The organism is Citrobacter sp. RHB35-C17, assembly GCF_013816795.1.
GTDB lineage: Bacteria > Pseudomonadota > Gammaproteobacteria > Enterobacterales > Enterobacteriaceae > Citrobacter_A > Citrobacter_A amalonaticus.
Map to the genome: position 1 here is coordinate 4561519 of NZ_CP057150.1, position 26622 is coordinate 4588140.

At 52.1% G+C, this 26622-nt stretch carries 19 protein-coding genes, 2 rRNA genes and 1 pseudogene; 12 read left to right on the forward strand and 10 right to left on the reverse strand.

All coding sequences use genetic code 11. From position 1 onward, the window contains the following. Positions 1 to 31 precede the first annotated feature (31 nt). The 4 genes from HVZ37_RS21665 (at position 32) to ompL (ending at position 5722) form a co-directional block, all read left to right on the forward strand. Positions 32 to 2068 carry an alpha-glucosidase gene (locus tag HVZ37_RS21665; RefSeq protein ID WP_181628501.1) on the forward strand — a complete coding sequence of 679 codons (2037 nt, stop codon included), beginning with the start codon at positions 32 to 34 and terminating at the stop codon, positions 2066 to 2068. Positions 2069 to 2113: 45 nt separating this feature from the next. Beyond that, positions 2114 to 3496, forward strand: coding sequence for an MFS transporter (locus HVZ37_RS21670; protein WP_042998851.1), 1383 nt, complete (start codon positions 2114 to 2116; stop codon positions 3494 to 3496). A 44-nt stretch (positions 3497 to 3540) separates the two neighbouring features. Next, on the forward strand, positions 3541 to 4962 hold the full coding sequence (locus tag HVZ37_RS21675) for an MFS transporter (RefSeq protein ID WP_181627964.1): 1422 nt from the start codon (positions 3541 to 3543) through the stop codon (positions 4960 to 4962). Between the two features lie 67 nt (positions 4963 to 5029). Then, positions 5030 to 5722, forward strand: a complete 693-nt coding sequence (gene ompL / locus HVZ37_RS21680) for a porin OmpL (RefSeq protein ID WP_099433478.1) — start codon at positions 5030 to 5032, stop codon at positions 5720 to 5722. A gap of 61 nt (positions 5723 to 5783) precedes the next feature. Here ompL and typA read toward each other — a convergent pair whose 3' ends face one another. Beyond that, entirely contained in the window at positions 5784 to 7607 is a 1824-nt protein-coding gene (gene typA / locus HVZ37_RS21685; protein ID WP_042325427.1) for a ribosome-dependent GTPase TypA, read from the reverse strand. A 376-nt stretch (positions 7608 to 7983) separates the two neighbouring features. Between typA and glnA the strand changes: the two genes are divergently transcribed. The 4 genes from glnA (at position 7984) to HVZ37_RS21705 (ending at position 12354) form a co-directional block, all read left to right on the forward strand. Further along, positions 7984 to 9393 (forward strand): glutamate--ammonia ligase, encoded by a 1410-nt coding sequence (gene glnA, locus HVZ37_RS21690; protein ID WP_042325425.1) that lies wholly within the window; start codon positions 7984 to 7986, stop codon positions 9391 to 9393. 272 nt (positions 9394 to 9665) lie between these two features. Further along, a complete protein-coding gene (gene glnL, locus HVZ37_RS21695; protein ID WP_042998848.1) occupies positions 9666 to 10715 on the forward strand; it encodes a nitrogen regulation protein NR(II) in 1050 nt (349 codons plus the stop codon). A gap of 8 nt (positions 10716 to 10723) precedes the next feature. After that, positions 10724 to 12133, forward strand: a complete 1410-nt coding sequence (glnG, locus tag HVZ37_RS21700) for a nitrogen regulation protein NR(I) (protein ID WP_042998847.1) — start codon at positions 10724 to 10726, stop codon at positions 12131 to 12133. A gap of 110 nt (positions 12134 to 12243) precedes the next feature. Then, positions 12244 to 12354: a YshB family small membrane protein gene (locus tag HVZ37_RS21705; RefSeq protein WP_090050632.1), complete on the forward strand. Its 111-nt coding sequence runs from the start codon at positions 12244 to 12246 to the stop codon at positions 12352 to 12354. Between the two features lie 88 nt (positions 12355 to 12442). On the opposite strand, the gene hemN is transcribed toward HVZ37_RS21705, so the two are convergent. From hemN to HVZ37_RS23290, 3 genes and pseudogenes are all read right to left on the reverse strand, one after another. Continuing rightward, positions 12443 to 13816: an oxygen-independent coproporphyrinogen III oxidase gene (hemN, locus tag HVZ37_RS21710; protein ID WP_044257149.1), complete on the reverse strand. Its 1374-nt coding sequence runs from the start codon at positions 13814 to 13816 to the stop codon at positions 12443 to 12445. A 187-nt stretch (positions 13817 to 14003) separates the two neighbouring features. Continuing rightward, on the reverse strand, positions 14004 to 14513 hold the full coding sequence (gene yihI / locus HVZ37_RS21715) for a Der GTPase-activating protein YihI (RefSeq protein ID WP_042998845.1): 510 nt from the start codon (positions 14511 to 14513) through the stop codon (positions 14004 to 14006). A 103-nt stretch (positions 14514 to 14616) separates the two neighbouring features. Next, a pseudogene (locus HVZ37_RS23290) lies at positions 14617 to 14878 on the reverse strand (hypothetical protein). Positions 14879 to 15091: 213 nt separating this feature from the next. Between HVZ37_RS23290 and yihA the strand changes: the two are divergent. Beyond that, positions 15092 to 15724: a ribosome biogenesis GTP-binding protein YihA/YsxC gene (gene yihA / locus HVZ37_RS21720; protein ID WP_042998843.1), complete on the forward strand. Its 633-nt coding sequence runs from the start codon at positions 15092 to 15094 to the stop codon at positions 15722 to 15724. A 333-nt stretch (positions 15725 to 16057) separates the two neighbouring features. Here yihA and polA read toward each other — a convergent pair whose 3' ends face one another. Further along, positions 16058 to 18844 carry a DNA polymerase I gene (gene polA, locus HVZ37_RS21725; RefSeq protein WP_042998842.1) on the reverse strand — a complete coding sequence of 929 codons (2787 nt, stop codon included), beginning with the start codon at positions 18842 to 18844 and terminating at the stop codon, positions 16058 to 16060. Positions 18845 to 19208: 364 nt separating this feature from the next. Here polA and HVZ37_RS21730 point away from each other — a divergent pair, with 364 nt between their 5' ends. Further along, entirely contained in the window at positions 19209 to 20144 is a 936-nt protein-coding gene (locus HVZ37_RS21730) for an acyltransferase (RefSeq protein WP_043001789.1), read from the forward strand. A gap of 12 nt (positions 20145 to 20156) precedes the next feature. Here HVZ37_RS21730 and dsbA read toward each other — a convergent pair whose 3' ends face one another. The 3 genes from dsbA to HVZ37_RS21745 form a co-directional block, all read right to left on the reverse strand. Then, entirely contained in the window at positions 20157 to 20780 is a 624-nt protein-coding gene (dsbA, locus tag HVZ37_RS21735; protein ID WP_042325410.1) for a thiol:disulfide interchange protein DsbA, read from the reverse strand. A 14-nt stretch (positions 20781 to 20794) separates the two neighbouring features. Continuing rightward, positions 20795 to 21781: a serine/threonine protein kinase gene (locus HVZ37_RS21740; RefSeq protein ID WP_044257145.1), complete on the reverse strand. Its 987-nt coding sequence runs from the start codon at positions 21779 to 21781 to the stop codon at positions 20795 to 20797. Between the two features lie 76 nt (positions 21782 to 21857). Further along, complete coding sequence (locus HVZ37_RS21745) at positions 21858 to 22127, reverse strand: YihD family protein (RefSeq protein ID WP_042325406.1); 270 nt, start codon at positions 22125 to 22127, stop codon at positions 21858 to 21860. A gap of 69 nt (positions 22128 to 22196) precedes the next feature. On the opposite strand from HVZ37_RS21745, the gene mobA reads away from it, so the two are divergent. Both mobA and mobB read left to right on the forward strand, forming a co-directional pair. After that, positions 22197 to 22781 (forward strand): molybdenum cofactor guanylyltransferase MobA, encoded by a 585-nt coding sequence (gene mobA / locus HVZ37_RS21750; protein ID WP_072040084.1) that lies wholly within the window; start codon positions 22197 to 22199, stop codon positions 22779 to 22781. After that, a complete protein-coding gene (mobB, locus tag HVZ37_RS21755) occupies positions 22778 to 23281 on the forward strand; it encodes a molybdopterin-guanine dinucleotide biosynthesis protein MobB (protein WP_072040083.1) in 504 nt (167 codons plus the stop codon). The genes mobA and mobB overlap by 4 nt, the downstream gene beginning before the upstream one ends. Positions 23282 to 23383: 102 nt before the next feature. Here mobB and rrf read toward each other — a convergent pair. Together rrf and HVZ37_RS21765 are read right to left on the reverse strand one after the other, a co-directional pair. After that, positions 23384 to 23499, reverse strand: a 5S ribosomal RNA gene (gene rrf / locus HVZ37_RS21760). A gap of 97 nt (positions 23500 to 23596) precedes the next feature. Further along, positions 23597 to 26502 (reverse strand): 23S ribosomal RNA (locus tag HVZ37_RS21765). Between the last annotated feature and the right edge of the window lie 120 nt (positions 26503 to 26622).

Here is a 26622-nt window from a genome sequence, read left to right on the forward strand (position 1 = left end):
CCGAATTACCCTATTTATTACGGAGACGATGATGAATTCGTTACAACAACGGTCAACCCCATTAGAGCTGACGACGTTACAGAATGGATTTACGCTTACGTACCACCAGCGATTAATTTTACGTCACAGCGAAGCAGCCCCCTGTCTGTGGGTTGGTACTGGCGTCGCCGATATCGACATGTTTCGTGGCAACTTCAGCATTAAAGACAAACTTAACGAGAAAATTGCCCTGACCGATGCCACTGTCAGTGAATCAGCCGACGGCTGGCGAGTACGCTTTAGTCGTGGTGATGCCGTCACGGCGACGCTACGCATCTCCACCGATGAAGCGGGTCGTTTGCAACTGGATCTGCACAATGACAATCCCGACCATAACCGTATCTGGCTGAAACTGGCGGCTAACCCGAATGACCATATCTACGGTTGCGGCGAGCAGTTCTCTTACTTCGATCTGCGTGGCAAACCGTTTCCACTGTGGACCAGCGAACAGGGGGTGGGCCGTAACAAAACCAGCTACGTCACCTGGCAGGCCGACTGCAAAGAGAACGCAGGCGGCGACTACTACTGGACCTTCTTCCCACAACCCACGTTTGTCAGTACGCAGAAGTATTACTGCCACGTTGATAATAGCTGCTACATGAATTTTGACTTCAGCGCGCCGGATTATCACGAACTGGCATTGTGGGAGGATAAAACCACCCTGCGAATTGAATGCGCCGACACCTATATCGCGCTGCTGGAAAAACTGACCGCGCTGTTAGGTCGTCAACCCGAGTTACCAGACTGGATTTATGATGGCGTCACACTGGGCATTCAGGGCGGCACCGACGTTTGCCAGAAAAAACTGGATACGATGCGCCGTGCTGGCGTGAAGGTAAACGGCATCTGGGCGCAGGACTGGTCCGGGATCCGCATGACTTCATTCGGTAAGCGCGTGATGTGGAACTGGAAATGGAACAGCGACAACTATCCACAACTGGACAGCCGTATCAAACAGTGGAATGCCGAAGGCGTGAAATTCCTTTCATATATCAACCCGTATGTCGCCAGCGATAAAGACCTGTGCGCCGAAGCGGCAAAGCACGGCTATCTGGCAAAAGATATGTCAGGTAATGATTACCTTGTTGAATTTGGTGAGTTTTACGGCGGCGTGGTTGATTTGACCAACCCGGCGGCCTACGACTGGTTCAAAGACGTCATCAAGAAAAATATGATCGCACTCGGCTGCGGCGGCTGGATGGCGGACTTTGGCGAATATCTGCCGACCGACACGGTTCTGCATAACGGCGTCAGCGCGGAGATCATGCATAACGCCTGGCCTGCGCTGTGGGCAAAATGTAACTACGAGGCATTACAGGAAACCGGCAAACTCGGCGAGATCTTGTTCTTTATGCGCGCAGGTTATACCGGCAGTCAGAAATACTCGACCATGATGTGGGCGGGTGACCAGAACGTGGACTGGAGTCTGGACGATGGACTCGCCTCCGTTATTCCCGCTGCCCTGTCGCTGGCTATGAGCGGTCACGGCCTGCACCACAGCGATATTGGCGGCTATACCACCTTGTTTGAGATGAAACGCAGCAAAGAGTTGCTGCTGCGCTGGTGTGATTTCAATGCTTTCACGCCCATGATGCGCACCCACGAAGGTAACCGTCCCGGTGATAACTGGCAGTTTGACAGTGATGAGGAAACCATCGCCCATTTCGCCAGAATGACGACCGTGTTTACGACGTTGAAGCCGTACCTTAAGCAAGCCGTCGCGCAAAACGCCGCAACTGGCTTGCCAGTTATGCGTCCGTTGTTCCTGCATTACGAAAACGATGCGCGCACCTACACCCTGAAATACCAGTACCTGCTGGGGCAAGACCTGCTGGTCGCTCCGGTACATGAGCAGGGCCGCAGCGACTGGACGCTGTATCTGCCGGAGGATCATTGGGTGAATCTCTGGACAGGTGAAACGCAAAGTGGCGGCGAGGTAACCGTGGATGCGCCATTAGGTAAACCGCCAGTCTTTTATCGCGCGAAAAGTGAGTGGGCGTCGCTGTTTGTATCTTTACGCCACATCTAATAAGGCTCGCCCATGGGAAAACTCATGGGCAAATGAGGGATAATCATGAGTCAAAACATAACCAACCCGGCAACCCTACGCTTGCCCTTTAAGGAAAAACTCGCCTACGGGATGGGTGACTTAGGTTCCAATATTCTTCTGGATATCGGTACGCTCTATTTACTGAAGTTTTATACCGATGTTCTCGGTTTACCGGGCACCTATGGCGGTATCATTTTTCTTATTGCCAAGTTTTTTACCGCGTTTACCGATATGGGAACCGGTATTATGCTCGATTCACGGCGTAAAATCGGTCCAAAAGGTAAATTCCGTCCTTTTGTTATGTACGCTGCGTTTCCGGTGACCCTGCTGGCTATCGCTAACTTTGTCGGTACACCGTTTGAAATCACCGGAAAAACGGTCATGGCGACCGTCCTGTTTATGCTCTACGGGCTGTTCTTCAGCATGATGAACTGTTCCTATGGCGCAATGGTGCCCGCCATCACCAAAAACCCGGACGAACGCGCCTCGCTCGCCGCCTGGCGGCAGGGTGGCGCGACGCTTGGCCTGCTGCTGTGCACCGTCGGTTTTGTGCCGGTCATGAACCTGATCGAAGGCAATTCGCAACTGGGGTATATCTTCGCCGCGACGCTGTTCTCGCTGTTCGGGTTGTTCTTTATGTGGTGCTGCTATGCCGGGGTGAAAGAGCGCTATGTCGAAGTGAAACCTGTCGACGCGGCGCAAAAACCGGGATTATTGCAGTCCTTTCGTGCCATCGCCGGTAACCGTCCGCTTTTCATCCTGTGTATTGCCAATCTCTGCACGCTCGGCGCATTTAACGTCAAGCTGGCGATCCAGGTTTATTACACCCAGTACGTGCTGAACGATCCGATTTTGCTGTCGTGGATGGGCTTTTTCAGCATGGGCTGTATCTTCATCGGCGTCTTTTTAATGCCGGGGATGGTGCGTCGCTTTGGCAAGAAAAAGGTCTATATCGGTGGCCTGCTGATCTGGGTTGCAGGCGATCTCCTCAACTACCTCTTCGGCGGAGGCTCGGTCAGTTTTGTCGCGTTCTCCTGCCTGGCATTCTTCGGCTCTGCGTTTGTGAACAGCCTGAACTGGGCGCTGGTTTCCGACACGGTGGAATACGGCGAATGGCGAACTGGCGTGCGTTCTGAAGGGACGGTTTACACCGGTTTTACGTTCTTCCGTAAGGTTTCACAGGCGCTGGCCGGCTTCTTCCCGGGATGGATGCTGACCCAAATTGGCTATGTGCCTAACGTGGTGCAATCGGCGGGAACGGTCGAGGGGTTACGGCAGCTGATCTTTATTTATCCCTGTGCGCTGGCGGTCGTCACCATCATTGCAATGGGCTGTTTCTACAACCTCAACGAAAAAATGTATATCCGTATCGTTGGCGAAATCGAAGCCCGTAAACAAACGATTTAAAACAATAATATCCAACGCCCTACGGGGCGTTATGAGAGGCGATTATGTCTGACCATGATCCGCTAACGCTGAAACTGAGCCTGCGTGAGAAGTGCGCCTACGGCATAGGTGATTTCGGCTCAAACCTGATGCTGTGTATCGGGACGCTGTATCTGCTTAAGTTTTATACCGATGTGCTGGGGATGCCTGCGTATTACGGCGGCATAATCTTCCTGGTGGCGAAGTTCTTTACTGCCTTTACCGATATATTAACCGGTGTATTGCTGGATTCACGCCGTAATATTGGTGTAATGGGTAAATTCCGCCCCTTCATACTTTATGCCTCTTTTCCCGTGGCGCTGGTTGCCAGCGCGCAGTTCTTTGCCACGGACTTTACCTTAACGGTGAAGACGACGCTGGCCACCCTCCTGTTTATGCTGTTTGGTTTGTTTTATAGCCTTATGAACTGCTCTTATGGTGCAATGGTGCCAGCTATCACCAAAAACCCGCACGAACGCGCCCAGCTTGCCGCCTGGCGCCAGGGCGGCGCAACCATTGGTCTGCTGCTGTGTACCGTCGGCTTTATGCCGATTCAGGCGTTGTTTACCCGTTCGCCATCGTTGGGCTATTTAATTGCCGCGCTGATTTTCTCCGTGTGCGGACTGTTCAGTATGTGGTGGTGTTTCCGTGGCGTTAAGGAACGTTACATCGAAATCGTGCCAGATCACCATAAGCCTGGCATTCTCAAGTCGTTCTGCGCCATTTTCCGCAACCCACCTCTGTTAGTGCTGTGTATTGCCAATCTGTGTACGCTGGCAGCGTTCAACATCAAACTGGCGATCCAGGTCTATTACACACAGTACGTTCTGAACGATATCCATTTGCTCTCATGGATGGGCTTCTTCAGCATGGGGGGCATTCTGGCAGGTGTACTGTTAGTACCCATGACCGTAAGGCGTTTCGGTAAAAAACAGGTTTATCTCGGAGGGCTAACACTCTGGGCAGTTGGGGATATCCTGAATTTCTTTTGGGGCGGAACCTCCTTTTTATTCGTCACCTTTTCCTGTGTAGCCTTCTTCGGTACCGCCTTCGTGAACAGCCTGAACTGGGCGCTGGTGCCGGATACCGTGGATTACGGCGAATGGAAAACGGGGATTCGCGCAGAAGGTTCCGTCTATACCGGATATACCTTTTCGCGCAAGATTTCCGCTGCGTTGGCGGGGTTTCTGCCCGGAATGATGTTGACCCAGATTGGTTATATCCCCAACATCGCGCAAAGCGACGCGACCTTACTGGGATTACGCCAGTTAATTTTTCTCTGGCCCTGTGGTCTGGCGATTATTGCTGCACTGACCATGGGTTTCTTTTATAAGCTTAACGAAGCGCGTTTCGCTTTTATTATTGAGGAAATAAATCAACGAAAAAAGAACAACACTCGTTCTGACGTAACCAATAACAATAAAAACATCGCTACTGTAAATCTTTAAACAAATCTTGCCGCTATTTCCATCCAGATGGATGGCGGCTTCCCTACGCTTAAAAAATGGATTTATGATGAAAACATTACATACTCTCATTCTGTTATCTTCAGTGATATCCACCTCTGTAGTTGCTGGCGCTTATGTCGAAAACCGGGAGGCGTATAATCTGGCATCCGATCAACAAGAGATCATGCTGCGCGTTGGCTATAACTTTGACATGGGTGCGGGCATTATGCTCACTAATACCTATACGCTCCAGCGTGAAGACGAGTTAAAACACGGCTATAACGAGATCGAGGGCTGGTATCCGCTCTTCAAACCCACGGATAGATTAACGATCCAACCTGGCGGGTTGATTACCGACAAGAGTATTGGCTCCAGCGGCGCGGTGTATCTGGACGTGAATTACAAGTTTACACCGTGGTTTAATCTGACGGTGCGTAACCGCTACAACCATAATAATTACAGCTCGGTCGATTTAAATGGCGATCGGGATAATAATGATACCTATGAGATCGGCAACTACTGGAACTTTATTATTACCGATAAATTCTCGTATACCTTTGAACCCCACTATTTTATGCGGGTGAATGATTTTAATAGCAGCAATGGCAAGGATCATCACTGGGAAATTACGAATACCTTCCGTTATCGGATCAACCAGAACTGGCTGCCCTACTTCGAACTGCGCTGGCTGGACCGGAACGTAGAACCCTATCACCGCGAACAAAATCAGATTCGCGTTGGGGTTAAATATTTCTTCTGAATAGATTGAGGTAAAGAAAAGCCGCTGAAATCAGCGGCTTTTTTCGTCACAAGATTATCAATTAATCTTCTTTCGGACCACGGTTCGCGCGGCGGCGATCGTTTTCCGTCAGGTGCCGTTTACGAATACGGATAGACTGCGGCGTCACTTCTACCAGTTCGTCGTCATCGATAAACTCCAGAGCTTGTTCCAGAGTCATCTTAACCGGTGGAACCAGAACCGTGGCTTCGTCAGTACCGGAAGCACGCATGTTGGTCAGTTTCTTACCGGTCAGGCAGTTTACCGTCAGGTCGTTAGAACGGCTATGAATACCGATGATCTGGCCTTCGTACACTTCAGCACCGTGACCCAGGAACAGCTTACCGCGGTCCTGCAGGCTGAACAGTGCAAACGCAACCGCTTTACCCTGACCGTTGGAGATCAGTACGCCGTTCTGGCGCTGACCCACTTCACCCGGACGTACGTCGTCGTAGTGGCTGAAGGTGGAGTACAGCAGACCGGTACCGGAGGTCATGGTCATGAATTCTGAACGGAAGCCGATCAGACCACGGCTTGGAATCACGTAGTCGAGACGTACGCGGCCTTTGCCATCTGGATTCATATTTTTCAGGTCGCCTTTACGCTCGCCCAGTGCCTGCATGACAGAACCCTGGTGCTGCTCTTCAACGTCCAGCGTCACGTTCTCGAACGGCTCTTGTTTACGACCATCGATTTCGCGGAAGATAACTTTCGGACGGGAAACCGCCATTTCGAAACCTTCACGACGCATGTTTTCGATCAGAACAGACAGGTGCAGCTCACCACGACCGGATACACGGAACGCGTCCGCATCTTCAGTTTCTTCAACACGCAGTGCAACGTTGTGCACCAGCTCTTTGTTCAGGCGGTCAAGGATCTGACGAGAGGTAACGTATTTACCTTCTTTGCCACAGAACGGAGAGGTGTTGACGTTGAAGAACATGGTGACGGTCGGTTCATCAACAGACAGTGCCGGCAGCGCTTCCACATTCTGCGGATCGCAGATGGTGTCAGAGATGTTCAGCTCGCCCAGACCGGTGATCGCGATGATGTCGCCTGCTTCTGCCAGATCGCTATCGATACGCTCCAGACCCAGGTGAGTCAGGACTTTACCGACTTTACCGTTGCGAGTTTTGCCTTCGCTATCCACGATAGTAATCTGCTGGTTCGGCTTCACTTTACCGCGTTTGATGCGGCCGATACCGATAACGCCAACGTAGTTGTTGTAGTCCAGCTGAGAGATCTGCATCTGGAACGGACCATCAAGGTCAACGTCCGGCGCAGGTACGTGGTCGACAATCGCCTGATACAGCGGGGTCATGTCTTCCGCCATATCTTCGTGATCCAGACCAGCAATACCGTTCAGCGCAGAAGCGTAGATGATCGGGAAATCCAGCTGTTCGTCGGTCGCGTCGAGGTTCACAAACAGGTCAAATACCTGATCGACAACCCAGTCCGGACGCGCGCCAGGACGGTCAACTTTGTTGATGACCACGATCGGCTTCAGGCCATGCGCAAAGGCTTTTTTGGTCACGAAGCGCGTCTGCGGCATTGGGCCGTCAAATGCGTCAACCACCAGCAGCACAGAGTCAACCATGGACATGACACGCTCAACTTCACCACCGAAGTCTGCGTGCCCAGGGGTATCAACGATGTTGATACGATAATCATTCCATTTGATAGCGGTGTTTTTCGCGAGGATGGTAATCCCACGCTCTTTCTCCAAATCGTTGGAGTCCATCACACGCTCTTGAGTTTCGGCACGAGAGTCGAACGTACCGGATTGCTGCAGCAGCTTATCAACCAGGGTAGTTTTACCATGGTCGACGTGCGCGATGATGGCGATGTTACGCAAATTTTCGATCACAACTTTGCCTCAGGCATTAGAAATAGCGCGTTATTGTACACGGATTAATCGCACTACAAAACAGGATCACAAACATCCTCCGCAAACAAGTATTGCAGAGTTTCTTTGTGATCGCTTTCACGGAGCGTTAAAAGGGTTATGCACGGTCCATTGCACCAATATGGTGCTTAATGTTCACATTAAAGCACTATACTGGTGCAACATACACGGCATGGTGCAACCCTTTTGCACGATGGTGCGCATGATAACGCCTTTTAGGGGCAATTTAAAAGTTGGCACAGATTTCGCTTTATCTTTTTTACGGCGACACGGCCAATGATTAAAGAATTGAACACCTCGTTACCACGACGACTATGACCAATCTGGAGAGTTAAGTATGTCCGCTGAACACGTTTTGACGATGCTGAATGAGCACGAAGTGAAGTTTGTTGATTTGCGCTTCACTGATACCAAAGGTAAAGAACAGCACGTCACGATTCCTGCTCATCAGGTAAATGCCGAATTCTTCGAAGAAGGCAAAATGTTTGACGGCTCTTCGATTGGTGGCTGGAAAGGCATCAACGAATCCGACATGGTGCTGATGCCGGATGCTTCTACCGCAGTCATCGACCCGTTCTTCGCGGATTCTACACTGATCATCCGTTGTGACATCCTGGAACCTGGCACCCTGCAAGGCTATGACCGCGACCCGCGCTCTATCGCCAAGCGTGCTGAAGAATACCTGCGCTCCACCGGCATCGCGGATACCGTTCTGTTTGGGCCAGAACCAGAATTCTTCCTGTTTGACGACATCCGTTTCGGCGCGTCAATCTCCGGTTCTCACGTGGCTATCGATGACATCGAAGGCGCCTGGAACTCCTCCACCCAGTACGAAGGTGGTAACAAAGGTCACCGTCCGGCAGTAAAAGGCGGCTACTTCCCGGTTCCACCAGTAGATTCTGCTCAGGACATCCGTTCTGAAATGTGTCTGGTGATGGAGCAAATGGGCCTGGTCGTTGAAGCTCACCACCATGAAGTGGCCACTGCGGGTCAGAACGAAGTGGCAACCCGCTTCAACACCATGACCAAAAAAGCGGACGAAATTCAGATCTACAAATATGTGGTACACAACGTCGCTCACCGCTTCGGCAAAACCGCGACCTTTATGCCAAAACCGATGTTCGGCGATAACGGTTCCGGTATGCACTGCCACATGTCCCTGTCCAAGAACGGTACCAACCTGTTCTCTGGCGACAAATATGCGGGCCTGTCTGAGCAAGCGCTGTACTACATCGGCGGCGTAATCAAACACGCTAAAGCGATTAACGCCCTTGCGAACCCGACCACCAACTCATACAAGCGTCTGGTCCCGGGCTACGAAGCACCGGTTATGCTGGCTTACTCTGCCCGTAACCGTTCTGCCTCTATCCGTATTCCAGTGGTCGCGTCTCCAAAAGCACGTCGTATCGAAGTCCGTTTCCCGGATCCGGCAGCGAACCCGTACCTGTGCTTTGCAGCACTGCTGATGGCCGGTCTTGACGGCATTAAGAACAAGATCCACCCTGGCGAAGCCATGGACAAAAACCTGTACGACCTGCCGCCGGAAGAAGCGAAAGAGATCCCACAGGTTGCAGGTTCTCTGGAAGAAGCACTGAACGAGCTGAACCTGGATCGCGAGTTCCTGAAAGCGGGCGGCGTGTTCACTGATGAAGCTATCGATGCTTACATCGCGCTGCGTATTGAAGAAAACGACCGCGTACGTATGACGCCGCACCCGGTAGAGTTTGAGCTGTACTACAGCGTTTAACTGTATCTTAAAAGCCCGACGAATTTCACGTTGCGGCAAGGCGGCAACGGAGCGAATCCCCAGGAACAGGATAACGATGTGACTGGGGTGAGCGAAGGTAGCCAACGCAGCAGCGGCGTGAAAGACGTCAGGTGTTTTTTAGTTGCCGTGGAAACTTTTAGCCCATCTCACGATGGGCTTTTTTCACCGTCAACAATCTGATCCTTCGCGCTTTTTCTACATAAAAAGCTATAATGCACTAAATTGGTGCAAATTTTTCAGGAGACTGCTGTATGGCAACAGGCACGCTGCCCGATGCTGGGCAGATCCTCAATTCTTTAATCAACAGCATCTTACTGGTCGACGATGAGCTGGCGGTGCATTACGCCAACCCGGCCGCGCAGCAGTTACTCGCCCAAAGCTCCCGCAAACTGTTTGGTACGCCGCTTCCTGAACTCCTGAGCTATTTTTCTTTGAATATCGAACTGATGCGTGAAAGCTTAGAGGCGGGACAAGGGTTTACCGACAATGAGGTCACGTTGGTGATTGATGGGCGTTCACACATTCTTTCGCTCACCGCGCAGCGTTTGCCAGACGGCCAGATCCTGCTCGAAATGGCGCCGATGGATAATCAGCGCCGCCTGAGCCAGGAGCAGCTACAGCACGCTCAGCAGGTCGCTGCGCGCGATCTGGTGCGAGGACTGGCACACGAGATTAAAAACCCGCTCGGTGGCTTACGCGGCGCTGCACAGCTATTAAGTAAAGCCCTGCCCGACCCGGCGCTGCTGGAATACACCAAAGTCATTATTGAACAGGCTGATCGACTGCGTAATCTGGTCGACAGGCTGTTGGGCCCGCAGATGCCGGGAACGCATGTCACGGAAAGCATTCATAAGGTGGCAGAGCGCGTGGTGGCGCTGGTTTCTATGGAATTACCGGCCAACGTCACGCTGGTCCGCGATTACGATCCCAGCCTACCGGAATTGCCGCACGACCCGGAACAGATCGAGCAGGTGTTGTTGAATATTGTCCGTAATGCATTGCAGGCTCTGGGGGCAGACGGTGGGGAGATTGTGCTACGTACCCGTACCGCGTTCCAGCTCACGCTGCACGGCGAGCGCTATCGCCTGGCGGCGCGTATCGACGTCGAAGATAACGGACCGGGGATTCCTTCCCACTTACAGGATACGCTGTTTTACCCCATGGTCAGCGGCCGCGAAGGCGGCACCGGGCTGGGATTATCCATCGCCCGTAATTTGATCGATCAGCATTCCGGCAAAATTGAATTTACCAGTTGGCCAGGCCATACCGAGTTCTCGGTTTATCTGCCGATTCGGAAATAGAGGTGCTTATGCAACGAGGGATAGTCTGGGTAGTCGATGACGATAGTTCCATCCGTTGGGTGCTTGAACGTGCTCTCGCCGGGGCGGGTCTGAGTTGTACGACCTTTGAAAACGGTAACGACGTGCTGGGCGCGCTGGCGAGCAAAACGCCGGACGTACTGTTGTCCGACATTCGCATGCCGGGGATGGACGGACTGGCGCTGTTAAAACAGATTAAACAGCGTCATCCAATGCTGCCGGTCATCATAATGACTGCGCATTCCGATCTGGATGCTGCCGTCAGCGCCTATCAGCAAGGGGCGTTTGATTATCTGCCGAAACCCTTTGATATCGATGAAGCGGTAGCGCTGGTTGAACGCGCCATCAGCCATTATCAGGAACAGCAGCAGCCGCGCAATATTCAGATCAACGGCCCGACAACCGACATCATCGGTGAAGCGCCGGCCATGCAGGATGTATTTCGTATTATCGGGCGGCTCTCGCGTTCCTCCATCAGCGTGTTGATTAACGGGGAGTCCGGGACGGGTAAAGAACTGGTCGCCCATGCCCTGCACCGCCACAGCCCACGCGCCAAAGCGCCGTTTATCGCGCTCAACATGGCGGCGATTCCGAAAGATTTGATCGAATCCGAGCTGTTTGGTCATGAAAAAGGGGCATTTACCGGAGCGAATACCATTCGTCAGGGACGCTTCGAACAGGCCGATGGTGGCACGCTGTTTCTTGATGAGATTGGCGATATGCCGCTGGATGTGCAGACCCGTCTTTTGCGCGTATTAGCCGACGGACAGTTTTATCGCGTTGGCGGCTATGCGCCGGTGAAGGTGGACGTGCGAATCATCGCCGCGACTCACCAGAACCTGGAACTGCGTGTGCAGGAAGGCAAGTTTCGTGAGGATTTATTCCATCGTCTGAACGTCATCCGCGTACACCTGCCGCCGTTGCGCGAGCGCCGGGAGGATATTCCGCGCCTGGCCCGCCACTTCCTGCAGGTTGCAGCGCGCGAACTGGGCGTAGAAGCTAAGTTATTGCACCCGGAAACCGAAGCGGCGCTGACGCGGCTGGCATGGCCGGGCAACGTTCGCCAACTGGAAAATACCTGTCGCTGGTTAACCGTAATGGCGGCTGGACAAGAGGTATTAATTCAGGATCTCCCCGCTGAACTGTTCGAAGCCACCGCGCCCGAAAGCCCGTCGCATCTCCAGCCGGACAGTTGGGCCACGCTTCTGGCGCAGTGGGCGGATCGGGCGCTGCGATCCGGTCATCAAAACCTGCTGTCGGAAGCACAACCTGAAATGGAGCGCACGTTGCTGACCACAGCACTACGCCATACACAGGGCCATAAACAGGAAGCGGCACGCTTGCTCGGATGGGGGCGTAATACCCTGACGCGTAAGTTGAAAGAGCTGGGAATGGAGTAACGTCACACGGTTGTGTAAAGATTAATAATTGAGCGCAAATTGCCGTTATTTTGCACTTTACTGTTCCGATGAGTTCAGTATGATCGTGCCCGGCAAACGGGGGACAAAACATGCTGGAATCGATTATAAATCTGCTATCAAGCGGAGCGGTCGACAGCCATACGCCACAAACTGCGGTTGCCGCAGTACTGTGCGCCGCGCTGGTTGGGCTGTTCAGCTAACACTGTGCCGGATGGCGCTATGCTTATCTGGCTTACAGGCAACATCAATCGTAGGCCCGGTAAGCGTTAGCGCCACCGGGCAACGTTTTTATATCACGCGTGAGAACTGCTGCATCCGCGCTTTTTGGCGCAGATACGCATCAAAGCACATGCAAATGTTGCGAATCAGCAGACGCCCTTTCGGCGTGACCTGAATCCCCTTCGTTGTCACATCCACCAGCCCATCTTTCGCCAGCGGCGCCAACAGCTTCAGGTCTTCGGCAAAATAATCCGCGAAGTTCAGATCCCACTGCTGCTCAACTGCGGCAGTGTCGAGACGGAAATTGCAGATAAGCGACTTGATGACGTCACGACGGATACAGTCATCGCGAGTCAGCGCGATACCGCGCCATAAGGCATTTCCCTGCTCATCCACCTGCTGATAGTAGAGTTTCAGCTCTTTCTGGTTCTGGGCATAGCAATCGCCAATCATACTGATGGCAGAAACGCCCATCCCCAGCAGATCGGTGTCACCCTGGGTGGTATATCCCTGAAAATTACGGTGGAGAACGCCTTCGCGCTGGGCAATCGCCAGTTCGTCATCCGGGCGGGCAAAATGGTCCATACCAATAAACTGATAGCCGGTCTCTGTCAGCGAGGAGATGGTTTCCTGCAAAATATCCAGCTTCTGCTGCGCGCTGGGCAGATCGGCATCTTTTATTTTGCGCTGCGCGGCAAACAACGTCGGCAAATGCGCATAGTTAAAGACGCTCAGACGATCGGGGCTTAATTCCGCAACCCGCTTCAGGGTAAAGGCGAAACTTTCCGGCGTCTGTTTAGGTAAACCGTAGATCAGATCGATATTGGTCGACGTAAAGCCAATGTCACGTGCGTGATTGAGCAGCGCAAAAATAAACTCCTCATCCTGCTCACGGTTAACCAGTCGCTGGACCTCTTTGTTGAAGTCCTGCACGCCCATGCTGAGACGATTAAAGCCTTCCGCGCGTAAATGATCGAGCACATCCAGCTCAATCTCACGGGGATCGACTTCGATCGAAATCTCCGCATCCGCATTGAAGTGGAAATGATTTCGCAGCAGCGCCATCAGGCGACTGATTTGCGCTTTATTCAGGTAAGTCGGCGTGCCGCCGCCCCAGTGCAGTTGGCTGACCTTGCGTCCGGCAAACAGCGGCGCACGGTGCAGAATTTCCTGTTCGAGTGCATCCAGATACTGATCGGCCTTATGCTGCTGACGGGTCACAATCTTATTGCAGCCGCAGAAGTAGCAGAGCTTGTGGCAAAACGGGATATGGACGTAAAGCGAGAGCGGACGCTCAGGATAGCGCGCGACAGCCTGTAAAAATGCCGGTTCGCCAAACGCATCAGAAAATTCCAGCGCGGTCGGGTACGAGGTATAGCGCGGCCCGGAATAGTTATATTTCTGGATCAGGGCCTGATCCCAGTCTATTTGTTGTTCTGACATGCTCACTCCTTCCGATGGCGTCTCTGGCGGGTACGGCGTACCGGCCGCACTCCATTTCGAGTACTAAGCCGGCTGCGCAGCCACTTCTGTCGCCGCGACAACCGCTGTAGTTTAACGAATAACCACACCAGATAACATATAACCGGAAGGGTTATAAGCAGGACGGGCAGGCCCACGGTGTAAACCGTTAGTTACCGCCACGCAGCAGGCGCATCATATCTTCCTGCTTCTCATCATCTTCCTCTTCTTCGTCATCATCGTAGGAGAGGCCCAGCTTCTGCATCAGTTCATCGATGCGATCCAGTTTGGCATCCACCCAGGACTGATCTTCCGCGCTCAAGGTTTCGCCTGCTTCAAGACGTTCTAACAGCGCATCCAGGCGCTCATCTGTTTCCAGTAAATCCAACTCAGCCTGCGGTGAAAGCATAGGTTTCTCGCTCTTCGGTTTGTGCTGTTTGGTGACTTTTTCGGTCACGCCCAATGGAATAGGGGTTTTACTGCCGATGCGTGGATCTTTCTGTTGGTTCTTGTTTTTACCACCTGACGCCGCGTCACCACCGGTCGCACGGCTACCCGCCGCGTGTCCACGGTGTTTTTTCTGACGCTTGCGGTCACGAGCTTCCTGATTCAGCTCTTCGCGGGTTTTACGGCGTGCCTTTGCAGGGCCTTTGCCGCGTGGTGTAGAAGTGGATTTCATAGTGATTCGTCTTTGGCTGTTTTATTCAGTATATAATTGCGCCGGAATCTAGCAGAAATAAAGAAAAAAGGCGACAGATTGCTCTGTCGCCTTTTCACCTTACTCACAACCCTGAACGGGTCCTACATTCCCTGTCGGCTATCAACGCACCCTGTTTTTCCGTCAGCCTGGAACATTCCGTGTCTTTTCCGTTTCCGTATACCAACGTCTCCGAACGCCTGTCATCCTGACAATCCTGTGTCTTCGCCTCCTGGCGCTCCTGACCCTCATCCTGAGTCGTCTTCCTGTACAGCTATCCTCGCTATGGGGGTTACTCTACTCTTTTGGAGTAAAGTAACAAGTCGTTGGTCGCACAGTTCAGCCATTTTCAGAATATTACATACCTTTTAATAGTATGATTTAGTTGATTTATTTAATTATATTCTCTGCAATTACTCTGAAATTTCGTATAAGAACAATCGGCAATGTCTCACAATATGCAGGGTTTTTACTCACAACAGACCCATGTCGAAAAATCAGTCTTTTGCTCCTGTTCAGGTATAATCGCGGCAAAGCTTTGACTGACGGAGACGACCGCTTTGATTAACCTGAATTATCAACAGACGCACTTTGTGATGAGCGCGCCTGATATTCGCCATTTACCTTCCGATACGGGGATTGAAGTGGCATTTGCTGGCCGTTCCAACGCAGGTAAGTCCAGCGCGCTGAACACGCTGACCAATCAGAAGAGCCTGGCGCGGACTTCGAAAACGCCTGGCCGCACTCAATTGATTAACCTGTTTGAAGTGGTCGACGGCAAACGCCTTGTTGACCTGCCCGGCTATGGTTACGCCGAAGTGCCGGAAGAGATGAAGCGCAAGTGGCAACGCGCGCTGGGTGAATATCTGGAAAAACGCCAGAGCCTGCAGGGACTGGTGGTGCTGATGGATATTCGCCACCCGCTAAAAGATCTCGACCAGCAGATGGTCCAGTGGGCCGTCGAGAGCAACATCCAGGTTCTGGTGCTGCTGACGAAAGCGGACAAACTGGCGAGCGGGGCGCGTAAGGCCCAGCTGAATATGGTCCGTGAAGCGGTATTAGCCTTTAACGGCGATGTGCAGGTTGAGACCTTCTCATCGCTGAAAAAGCAGGGCGTGGATAAATTACGGCAGAAGCTGGACAGTTGGTTTAACGAACTGGCGCCGGTGGAAGAGGATCAGGGCGGGGAGTAATTCATCGCGACGCCGGATAGCGACGCGGTGCGTCTTATCCGGTTTGGCACGCCGACCCTATCTTTCTTTCGCCCATAAAAAACGCCCCAGTCAGAAACTGACTGGGGCGGCTAAAATATTCAGCCAAATCCGATTACGTGAAGTAAAAGGTCTGAAAGATAGAACATCTTACCTCTGTACCCTACGCGAATAACTTTACTCTTTTTTGAGCAGCTCAGAAAGCACTTTTTGTAATTTTTTTTCATTCTTTACATAGGGAATTCCAATACCCATCACAAAAATCGCGCACTTATGTTGCTTAATTACGAAAAAAGCGCGTTATCTCGCGAGCACTTAGTGCGCCTGATCCCAGTTTTCACCACTTCCAACTTCCACCAGCAGCGGTACATCAATGCGTGTGCAGTTCTCCATCAACTGATGGATCTTTTTCGCTACCGTGTCCAGGTCGTCTTTGTGTACTTCAAACACCAGTTCATCGTGTACCTGCATGATCATACGCACGCGCGGTTTTTCCATTTCCAGCCAGCCATCGACCGCAATCATCGCCCGTTTGATAATATCGGCAGCGGTTCCTTGCATCGGGGCGTTAATCGCCGCACGCTCCGCACCCGCTCGACGCGCGCCGTTGCTGGATTTAATATCCGGCAGATAGAGACGACGGCCTTCCAGCGTTTCAACGTAGCCCTGCTCTTTCGCCTGAGCGCGAGTGCGTTCCATATACTCCAGCACGCCGGGATAACGTTCAAAATAGAGGTCCATGTATTTCTGCGCTTCTTTACGCGGTATGTTCAACTGGCGCGCCAGACCGAACGCACTCATACCGTAGATCAGACCAAAGTTGATCGCTTTCGCGCTGCGACGCTGTTCGCTGGTCACGGTCTCCAGCGGCAGACCAAACACTTCGGCGGCGGTGGCACGGTGAATGTCCTTCCCTTCGGCAAACGCCGTCAGCAGCCCTTTGTCGCGTGAAAGGTGCGCCATAATACGCAATTCAATCTGCGAATAGTCCGCAGAAACAATCAGGTAATCCTTCGGCGGGATAAATGCCTGGCGGATACGACGCCCTTCTTCATTACGTACCGGAATGTTTTGCAGGTTCGGATCGGTCGATGACAAACGGCCCGTCGCGGTCACGGCCTGATGATAAGAGGTGTGCACACGCCCGGTTTTCGGGTTAATCATCAGCGGGAGTTTGTCGGTGTAGGTCGATTTCAGCTTCGCCAGACCGCGATACTCAAGAATCACTTTAGGTAGCGGGTAATCCAGTGCCAGTTCTTCCAGCACTTCTTCAGAGGTTGACGGCGCGCCGCCTGGGGTTTTCTTCAGCGGCTTAATGCCCTGTTTTTCGAATAGGATCGTCTGCAACTGCTTGGTTGAAGAAAGGTTAAATACTTCTCCTGCAATCTCATGGGCTTTCTGTTCCAGCTCCGCCAGACGGAGCGTGATCTCCTCGGAGTGCTTGTGCAGCACCGCGGGGTCGATCTTCACACCGTTACGCTCTACACGAGATAACACCGGTACCAGTGGCATTTCGATGTTTTCAAAGACGTTCAGCGGCCCTTTGTGCTGCTGCAGCTCTGGCCACATTTTCAGATGCAGCTGTAAGGTGACATCGGCATCTTCTGCCGCGTAACGTCCCGCCTCTTCCAGCGCAATCTGATTAAAGGTTAGTTGGTTCTTCCCTTTACCCGCAATCTCTTCAAAAGTGATGGTTTTATGTTTCAGCCAGCGATCGGACAAACTGTCCATATCGTGACGTCCGGCAACGCTGTTCAGAATGTACGACTCGAGCATGGTATCAAAAGCGATGCCGCGCAGTTCGATACCATAATTCGCCAGAATGCCGCGATCGTACTTGAGATTTTGCCCGACCTTACGCGCGTTTTCATCTTCCAGGAGCGGCTTGAGCATCGCCAGCGCACGGTCGCGGGAGATTTGATCCGGCGCATCCAGATAGTCATGCGCCACTGGCACATAAGCCGCCACTCCCGGCTCAATAGCGAATGAGAGCCCTACCAGGTTGGCGGAGATGTTATCCAGACTGTCGGTTTCGGTATCGAAGGCAAACACTGGCGCTTTTTTCAGCTTCGCAATCCACGTTTCCAGCGTCGCTTCATCGAGAATGGTCACGTAATTCTCATAAGAAAGTACGACAGCGGCTTCTTCCGGGGCTTCATCAATGACAATCGTTTCCTGCGGTTTTACCGCCGGTTTTGCCCCTTTTGCTTGTAACCACTTGCCCGCTTCGACATCAGCGGTCCAGCGCTTGAATTCATACTTTTTAAACAGCCCAACCAGTTCGTCAGCCTGGGGTTGTTGCACTTCCAGTTGTTCGCAGGTCAGTTCCAGCTCAACGTCTGTTTTGATCGTCGCCAGTTTATAGGAGAGGTATGCCACCTCTTTGTTTTGCTCAAGTTTACCCGCCATAGTTTTCGCACCACGGAACGTCAACCCGGCAATTTTATCGGACTCAGCATAAAGAGTATCCAGGCCGCCCAGCCCCTGTAGCAATGCCTGCGCGGTCTTTTCCCCGACCCCCGGTACGCCCGGAATGTTATCGGAGGAATCGCCCATTAGCGCCAGGAAATCGATGATCAGTTCCGGCGGCACGCCGTATTTTGTCACCACCTCATCTGGACCAAGAATGGTGTTGGTCATGGTATTGATGAGTGTGATATTTGGCGTGACCAGTTGGGCCATGTCTTTATCGCCGGTACTGATCAGCACCGGGCGCCCCATTTTTTCTGCCTCACGCGCCAGGGTACCAATAACATCGTCCGCCTCCACGCCAGATACAGCCAGCAGCGGTAGCCCCATCGCCTTCACCATGGCATGCAGCGGTTCGATCTGCGCCCGCAGATCGTCCGGCATCGGCGGGCGATGCGATTTGTAATGCTCGAATAATTCGTCACGGAAGGTTTTACCCTTGGCATCAAATACCACTGCAGCATGCGTTGGCTGATATTGCATGATCAGGCTGCGCAGCATATTGAGGACACCGTACATCGCGCCTGTCGGTTCGCCTGCGCTGTTGGTCAGCGGCGGAAACGCATGGTATGCGCGATAGAGATAAGAGGAGCCATCTACAAGGATAAGTGGGTTTTCTGGGATCTGAACCATAATGTCCGTGCCTGTTTATCAGATTATGGATAAAGGATGCCACAGACAGGATGAAAACATGAGTTTTTCACCACATTTGTCGTAATTCTTTTGCAGATCTTCTGGATCGCTCGCAAAGCCGCCTGTGGATAACTTTGTGAATAATTAATTTTCATCGCATTAATTTCAAAACGATGCGTTAACCATCATTTATAATATTCTTTAAATTCAATTAATTATAAAAACTACAGAATAAACCCTTTATGTTTTCATTGAATTACTGAATGTGGATAGATATGGCGTGTTTTTCTCTGTCGCGAAGAACCGTCATTTGAGTCATTTTCTGATAAAATCAGCCCCCTTGCGCGACTTTAGCGTACTGTTTATGGCTAATCCTTTGAATAATTTAATCATGGCGAGATTACTCGCTACAGTCACCCTGTTGCTGAGCATTGCATTGACCATTGTGGTCACAATTTTGTGCTCCGTACCGATCATTCTGGCCGGACTGGTAAAGCTCCTGCTGCCCGTTCCGTTCGTCTGGCGCAAGGTATCTCTGTTTTGTAATTTCATGATGTATTGCTGGTGTGAAGGCCTCGCCCTGCTGTTGCATCTCAATCCATGGCTGAAATGGGATGTGCAGGGCCTGGAAGGACTGAGCAAGAAAAACTGGTATCTGCTGGTGTGTAATCATCACAGCTGGGCGGACATCGTGGTACTGTGCGTACTCTTTCGCAAGCACATTCCTATGAACAAGTACTTCCTTAAGCAACAGTTGGCCTGGGTACCTTTTATCGGCCTCGCCTGCTGGGCACTGGATATGCCATTTATGAAGCGCTATTCGCGCGCTTATCTCCTGCGCCACCCGGAACGCCGCGGTAAAGATGTCGAGACTACCCGTCGGTCCTGCGAGAAATTCCGCGCACATCCCACCACGATCGTTAATTTCGTCGAGGGCTCCCGCTTTACCGAAGAAAAACGTCAGCAGACCCGCTCGCCGTATCAACACCTGTTGCCACCAAAGGCGGCGGGCATTGCGATGGCGCTGAATGTGTTAGGTTCGCAGTTCGATAAATTACTTAATGTTACGCTGTGCTATCCGGAAAACGACCGTACGCCCTTCTTCGATATGCTGAGCGGGAAACTAACGCGCATAGTGGTTCGCGTGGACATGCAACCCATTCAGGAAGAACTGCACGGCGATTACGTTAACGATAAAGGATTTAAGCGTCGTTTCCAGCTATGGCTGAATACGCTATGGAGCGAAAAAGACGTGTTAATAGAAGAGATTAAAGCGACAACTAAAAACGCCGGTCACTGACCGGCGCTGCTTTTATTTCTTACCGACCAGGTATTTCACCGTGTCAGCATATTGCTGAACAAAGATATCCATGCTGCTGGTATCCATGCCCTGCGGATTCACCTGATATTTACCGTTAACAAACATCGCCGGCACGCCCTGCAGTTGCAGATCGGCAGCAGCTTTTTCCTGCTGCGCAACCAGTGATTTCACGACAAAGCTGTTCCACGCGGCATCGTAATCTTCGCCTTTAATACCGGCATCCACGAACACTTTACGGATATCTGCAACGCTCTGCACGGTCTGGGTTTTCTGTACCCCTTCAAACATCGGCACAGTCACTTTATCTTCTACGCCCAGTGCCATCGCGACGGCCCACGCTTGCGTCAGATCCTTGCCCAACGGGCCCAGGAACTCAACGTGGTATTTGGTCATTTTGACGCCTTCAGGAAGTTTTTTCTTCACATTCTCAGAAACATGAAGGACTTCTTCAAACTGGTAGCAGTGTGGGCAATAGAAAGAGAAGAACTCCAGCACCTGCGGTTCACCGGCAACGGGCTTTTCCAGGGTGGTATACTGCTTACCATCCTCGAATTGCGCTGCCGATGCGCTAAAAGCTAAAACCATACCAGCCAGCGCCAGCCAAATCTTTTTCATGATTACGTCTCCGATTAATACATGGGTGTTAATTGTAATGGGGGTTCTTGCAGGACTTTTGCCTGCTCGATAAATGTCGCGGTCTGTCGTTGCCAGTAATCTTCCCCAGTTAACCACGGGAAGTTTTTAGGAAACGCAGGATCGTCCCAACGACGCATCAGCCAGGCAAGATAATAAACCAAACGCATAGCACGTAAAGGTTCAATCAGTTCAATTTCAGATGTTTCGAACTCACTAACTTCTTCATAAGCTTCAATAATCGTTTCAAGCTGCATACGTTGCTCAGCTTTATCACCATTAAGAAGCATCCACAGATCCTGAATGGCAGGACCGTTGCGGGAATCATCTAAATCGACAAACAGCGGCCCCTCGCGCCAGAGGATATTTCCAGCGTGGCAGTCGCCATGTAGACGAAGGCTGTCAAAATTTGTATGCCACCGCTCAATGACGGCCGCAATCAGCGTATCCGTCGCTTTCAGAAATGCGGCCTTTTGTGCGGACGGAATGAGTTGGGCATGCTCGAAGAGTTTACGCGGCTCGACGAGGTATTCGTCCAGCCCGATGGTCGGTCGCCAGGTAAATGGCTGCTTACGGCCGGTCTGATGAAGACGCCCCAGATAACGGCCCACCGCTTCCATTTGATCGATATTGTCCGCTTCGAACTGTCGACCGCCTACACTTGGAAAAATCGCGTAGTGGAACCCCTGATGCGATAATAGCGTCTGACCATTAAAAGCCAACGGCGCAGCAACCGGGACTTCATCCTCAAGCAGCTCAATCGCAAACTGATGCTCTTCCAGGATCTGATCAACTGACCAGCGCTCAGGGCGATAAAATTTAACGACAAAACGCCGACGGTCTTCATCCTGGAACTGATAGACACGGTTTTCATAGCTGTTAAGCGGGGTAAGACCAGAATCCACCCGGATCCCCTGCTCAAACAGCGCATCCATGATGGTATCCGGGTGTAATGTCTGGAAATTGAAAGTGTTGTTATTCATCCCATCATCCGGAAAATACGTCGAATGATTCAGGATATCATTTCATAACAGCTTCGGTGGCCCCGCTTACAAGCTTTTACTCTTTAATTACGCCACGAGCGCGCAACAGCGCCGTCTTGAAATCTTCCTCGTAATCTTTCTGAATACCGGGAATAACCGCGTCTTTTGCAGAGTCGCGCATTTTCAGGTGATAGATCAGAATGTCGTCGGTTAAATCCGCCAGTTCACCGTCAAAACCTGACTCTTTCGCCAGTTTCTGCAAAAATTGCATCAGGTTAAGGTCGGGCTCTTTTTGCCAGGCTGGCTGGAGGAGTTCAATAACTTCATTCAGGCGTTTACATTTCATGGTCGTGCTCCTTACTCTTGAGACAGACACGTTAGCAGGGTCAATCCCACAATAAAAGAGGCGATATCAGTGAATCAGGATAGTGCAATAACAGGGGTTGTACTGGCTGGCGGAAAGGCCAGGCGAATGGGGGGCATTGATAAAGGCTTGCTTGAGCTTAAAGGGAAACCGCTGTGGAAACATGTCGCCGATACGCTGTTATCCCAACTGGAAACGGTGGTTGTGAATGCCAATCGGCATCAGGAAATTTATCGCTCGGGTGGCCTGAAAGTCATTTCAGATGTGATGGCGGATTTTCCCGGCCCGTTGGCGGGCATGCTTTCTGTTTTCCAACAGGAGGCGGGCGACTGGTTTCTGTTCTGCCCCTGTGATACCCCTTTTATCCCGCAGACGCTGGCAGCCCGCTTACGTGCCCGGTGCAATCAGGCACCGGTGGTATGGGTGCATGATGGAGAGCGCGATCATCCCACCATTGCGCTGGTTCACCGTTCAGTCCAGCCATTTTTGCAGCGCTATTTACAGTCTGGCGAGCGACGGGTCATGGTTTTTATGCGTCAGGCAGGTGGGCATGCCGTTGACTTCAGCGACCGCAAGGAAGCATTTGTGAATGTGAATACCCTTGAGGAGCTTGATAAATGGCAGGAAAAACCATGATCCCTCTACTGGCTATCGCCGCGTGGAGCGGAACGGGAAAAACGACGCTGCTCAGGAAGCTAATCCCGGCGCTGTGCGCCGCCGGGATCCGCCCCGGACTTATCAAACATACGCATCATGATATGGATGTGGATAAGCCAGGCAAAGACAGCTACGAGCTACGCAAAGCAGGAGCGGCGCAAACGCTGGTCGCCAGTCAGCAACGTTGGGCATTAATGACTGAGACACCTGAAGAACCCGAACTGAATCTGGCGTACCTGGTCAGCAGGATGGATCATGCCACGCTGGATCTGGTGCTGATTGAGGGATTTAAGCATGAGGCCGTGCCTAAGATCCTGCTGTTCAGAAGCGATGCCGGGCATGATTTCAGCGAATTAACGCTGGATGAGCATGTGATTGCGGTAGCCAGTGATGTTGTATTGCCGCTTGAAGTTCCGGTGCTGGATTTAAATGATGTGGATGTGATTGCGAAGTTTATTGTGGAGTGGAGTGCGATCTGACGACTTGCCGGGTGGCGGTTTCGCCTTACCCGGCCTACAAAATTCGGTGATCCAGAAACGCAAAAAGCCCATCCGTCAGGATGGGCTCTTCACTTGTTTGATGCCTGGCAGTTCCCTACTCTCGCATGGGGAGACCCCACACTACCATCGGCGCTACGGCGTTTCACTTCTGAGTTCGGCATGGGGTCAGGTGGGACCACCGCGCTACAGCCGCCAGGCAAATTCTGTTTATTAACCCGCCTTTCGCCGGTTAATCTAATCTGTAATCACGCTGAAAATTTTCTCTCAATTCCGCCAAAACAGCTTCGGCGTTGTAAGGTTAAGCCTCACGGTTCATTAGTACCGGTTAGCTCAACGCATCGCTGCGCTTACACACCCGGCCTATCAACGTCGTCGTCTTCAACGTTCCTTCAGGACCCTTAAAGGGTCAGGGAGAACTCATCTCGGGGCAAGTTTCGTGCTTAGATGCTTTCAGCACTTATCTCTTCCGCATTTAGCTACCGGGCAGTGCCATTGGCATGACAACCCGAACACCAGTGATGCGTCCACTCCGGTCCTCTCGTACTAGGAGCAGCCCCCCTCAATTCTCCAGCGCCCACGGCAGATAGGGACCGAACTGTCTCACGACGTTCTAAACCCAGCTCGCGTACCACTTTAAATGGCGAACAGCCATACCCTTGGGACCTACTTCAGCCCCAGGATGTGATGAGCCGACATCGAGGTGCCAAACACCGCCGTCGATATGAACTCTTGGGCGGTATCAGCCTGTTATCCCCGGAGTACCTTTTATCCGTTGAGCGATGGCCCTTCCATTCAGAACCACCGGATCACTAAGACCTGCTTTCGCACCTGCTCGCGCCGTCACGCTCGCAGTCAAGCTAGCTTATGCCTTTGCACTAACCTCCTGATGTCCGACCAGGATTAGCTAACCTTCGTGCTCCTCCGTTACTCTTTAGGAGGAGACCGCCCCAGTCAAACTACCCACCAGACACTGTCCGCAACCCGGATTACGGGCCCACGTTAGAACACCAGCCATTAAAGGGTGGTATTTCAAGGATGGCTCCACACGAACTGGCGTCCGCGCTTCAAAGCCTCCCACCTATCCTACACATCAAGGACCAGTGTTCAGTGTCAAGCTATAGTAAAGGTTCACGGGGTCTTTCCGTCTTGCCGCGGGTACACTGCATCTTCACAGCGAGTTCAATTTCACTGAGTCTCGGGTGGAGACAGCCTGGCCATCATTACGCCATTCGTGCAGGTCGGAACTTACCCGACAAGGAATTTCGCTACCTTAGGACCGTTATAGTTACGGCCGCCGTTTACCGGGGCTTCGATCAAGAGCTTCTCCTTACGGATAACCCCATCAATTAACCTTCCGGCACCGGGCAGGCGTCACACCGTATACGTCCACTTTCGTGTTTGCACAGTGCTGTGTTTTTAATAAACAGTTGCAGCCAGCTGGTATCTTCGACTGATTTCAGCTCCACGAGTAAATCGCTTCACCTACATATCAGCGTGCCTTCTCCCGAAGTTACGGCACCATTTTGCCTAGTTCCTTCACCCGAGTTCTCTCAAGCGCCTTGGTATTCTCTACCTGACCACCTGTGTCGGTTTGGGGTACGATCTGATGTTACCTGATGCTTAGAGGCTTTTCCTGGAAGCAGGGCATTTGTCACTTCAGCACCGTAGTGCCTCGTCATCACGCCTCAGTGTTAAAGTGAACCGGATTTACCTGGAACACACACCTACACGCTTAAACCGGGACAACCGTCGCCCGGCCAACATAGCCTTCTCCGTCCCCCCTTCGCAGTAACACCTGGTACAGGAATATTAACCTGTTTCCCATCGACTACGCCTTTCGGCCTCGCCTTAGGGGTCGACTCACCCTGCCCCGATTAACGTTGGACAGGAACCCTTGGTCTTCCGGCGAGCGGGCTTTTCACCCGCTTTATCGTTACTTATGTCAGCATTCGCACTTCTGATACCTCCAGCATGCCTCACAGCACACCTTCACAGGCTTACAGAACGCTCCCCTACCCAACAACACTTAGTGTCGCTGCCGCAGCTTCGGTGCATGGTTTAGCCCCGTTACATCTTCCGCGCAGGCCGACTCGACCAGTGAGCTATTACGCTTTCTTTAAATGATGGCTGCTTCTAAGCCAACATCCTGGCTGTCTGAGCCTTCCCACATCGTTTCCCACTTAACCATGACTTTGGGACCTTAGCTGGCGGTCTGGGTTGTTTCCCTCTTCACGACGGACGTTAGCACCCGCCGTGTGTCTCCCGTGATAACATTCTCCGGTATTCGCAGTTTGCATCGGGTTGGTAAGCCGGGATGGCCCCCTAGCCGAAACAGTGCTCTACCCCCGGAGATGAATTCACGAGGCGCTACCTAAATAGCTTTCGGGGAGAACCAGCTATCTCCCGGTTTGATTGGCCTTTCACCCCCAGCCACAAGTCATCCGCTAATTTTTCAACATTAGTCGGTTCGGTCCTCCAGTTAGTGTTACCCAACCTTCAACCTGCCCATGGCTAGATCACCGGGTTTCGGGTCTATACCCTGCAACTTAACGCCCAGTTAAGACTCGGTTTCCCTTCGGCTCCCCTATTCGGTTAACCTTGCTACAGAATATAAGTCGCTGACCCATTATACAAAAGGTACGCAGTCACCCCATAAAGAGGCTCCCACTGCTTGTACGTACACGGTTTCAGGTTCTTTTTCACTCCCCTCGCCGGGGTTCTTTTCGCCTTTCCCTCACGGTACTGGTTCACTATCGGTCAGTCAGGAGTATTTAGCCTTGGAGGATGGTCCCCCCATATTCAGACAGGATACCACGTGTCCCGCCCTACTCATCGAGCTCACAGCACATGCAATTTTGTGTACGGGGCTGTCACCCTGTATCGCCGGCCTTTCCAGACCGTTCCACTACCACACATGCTGATTCAGGCTCTGGGCTGCTCCCCGTTCGCTCGCCGCTACTGGGGGAATCTCGGTTGATTTCTTTTCCTCGGGGTACTTAGATGTTTCAGTTCCCCCGGTTCGCCTCGTTAACCTATGGATTCAGTTAACGATAGTGCAACGAATTGCACTGGGTTTCCCCATTCGGACATCGCCGGCTATAACGGTTCATATCACCTTACCGACGCTTTTCGCAGATTAGCACGTCCTTCATCGCCTCTGACTGCCAGGGCATCCACCGTGTACGCTTAGTCGCTTAACCTCACAACCCGAAGATGTTTCTTTCGATTCATCATCGTGTTGCGAAAATTTGAGAGACTCGAACACACCATTAACAGTGTGTCGTTTCAATTTTCAGCTTGATCCAGATTTTTAAAGAGCA

Coding starts and splice junctions, on each gene's coding strand:
- HVZ37_RS21665 (WP_181628501.1), top strand. CDS start 32: ATGAATTCGTTACAACAACGGTCAACCCCATTAGAGCTGACGACGTTA.
- HVZ37_RS21670 (WP_042998851.1), top strand. CDS start 2,114: ATGAGTCAAAACATAACCAACCCGGCAACCCTACGCTTGCCCTTTAAG.
- HVZ37_RS21675 (WP_181627964.1), top strand. CDS start 3,541: ATGTCTGACCATGATCCGCTAACGCTGAAACTGAGCCTGCGTGAGAAG.
- ompL (WP_099433478.1), top strand. CDS start 5,030: ATGAAAACATTACATACTCTCATTCTGTTATCTTCAGTGATATCCACC.
- glnA (WP_042325425.1), top strand. CDS start 7,984: ATGTCCGCTGAACACGTTTTGACGATGCTGAATGAGCACGAAGTGAAG.
- glnL (WP_042998848.1), top strand. CDS start 9,666: ATGGCAACAGGCACGCTGCCCGATGCTGGGCAGATCCTCAATTCTTTA.
- glnG (WP_042998847.1), top strand. CDS start 10,724: ATGCAACGAGGGATAGTCTGGGTAGTCGATGACGATAGTTCCATCCGT.
- HVZ37_RS21705 (WP_090050632.1), top strand. CDS start 12,244: ATGCTGGAATCGATTATAAATCTGCTATCAAGCGGAGCGGTCGACAGC.
- hemN (WP_044257149.1), bottom strand. CDS start 13,816: ATGTCAGAACAACAAATAGACTGGGATCAGGCCCTGATCCAGAAATAT.
- yihI (WP_042998845.1), bottom strand. CDS start 14,513: ATGAAATCCACTTCTACACCACGCGGCAAAGGCCCTGCAAAGGCACGC.
- polA (WP_042998842.1), bottom strand. CDS start 18,844: ATGGTTCAGATCCCAGAAAACCCACTTATCCTTGTAGATGGCTCCTCT.
- HVZ37_RS21730 (WP_043001789.1), top strand. CDS start 19,209: ATGGCTAATCCTTTGAATAATTTAATCATGGCGAGATTACTCGCTACA.
- dsbA (WP_042325410.1), bottom strand. CDS start 20,780: ATGAAAAAGATTTGGCTGGCGCTGGCTGGTATGGTTTTAGCTTTTAGC.
- HVZ37_RS21740 (WP_044257145.1), bottom strand. CDS start 21,781: ATGAATAACAACACTTTCAATTTCCAGACATTACACCCGGATACCATC.
- HVZ37_RS21745 (WP_042325406.1), bottom strand. CDS start 22,127: ATGAAATGTAAACGCCTGAATGAAGTTATTGAACTCCTCCAGCCAGCC.
- mobB (WP_072040083.1), top strand. CDS start 22,778: ATGATCCCTCTACTGGCTATCGCCGCGTGGAGCGGAACGGGAAAAACG.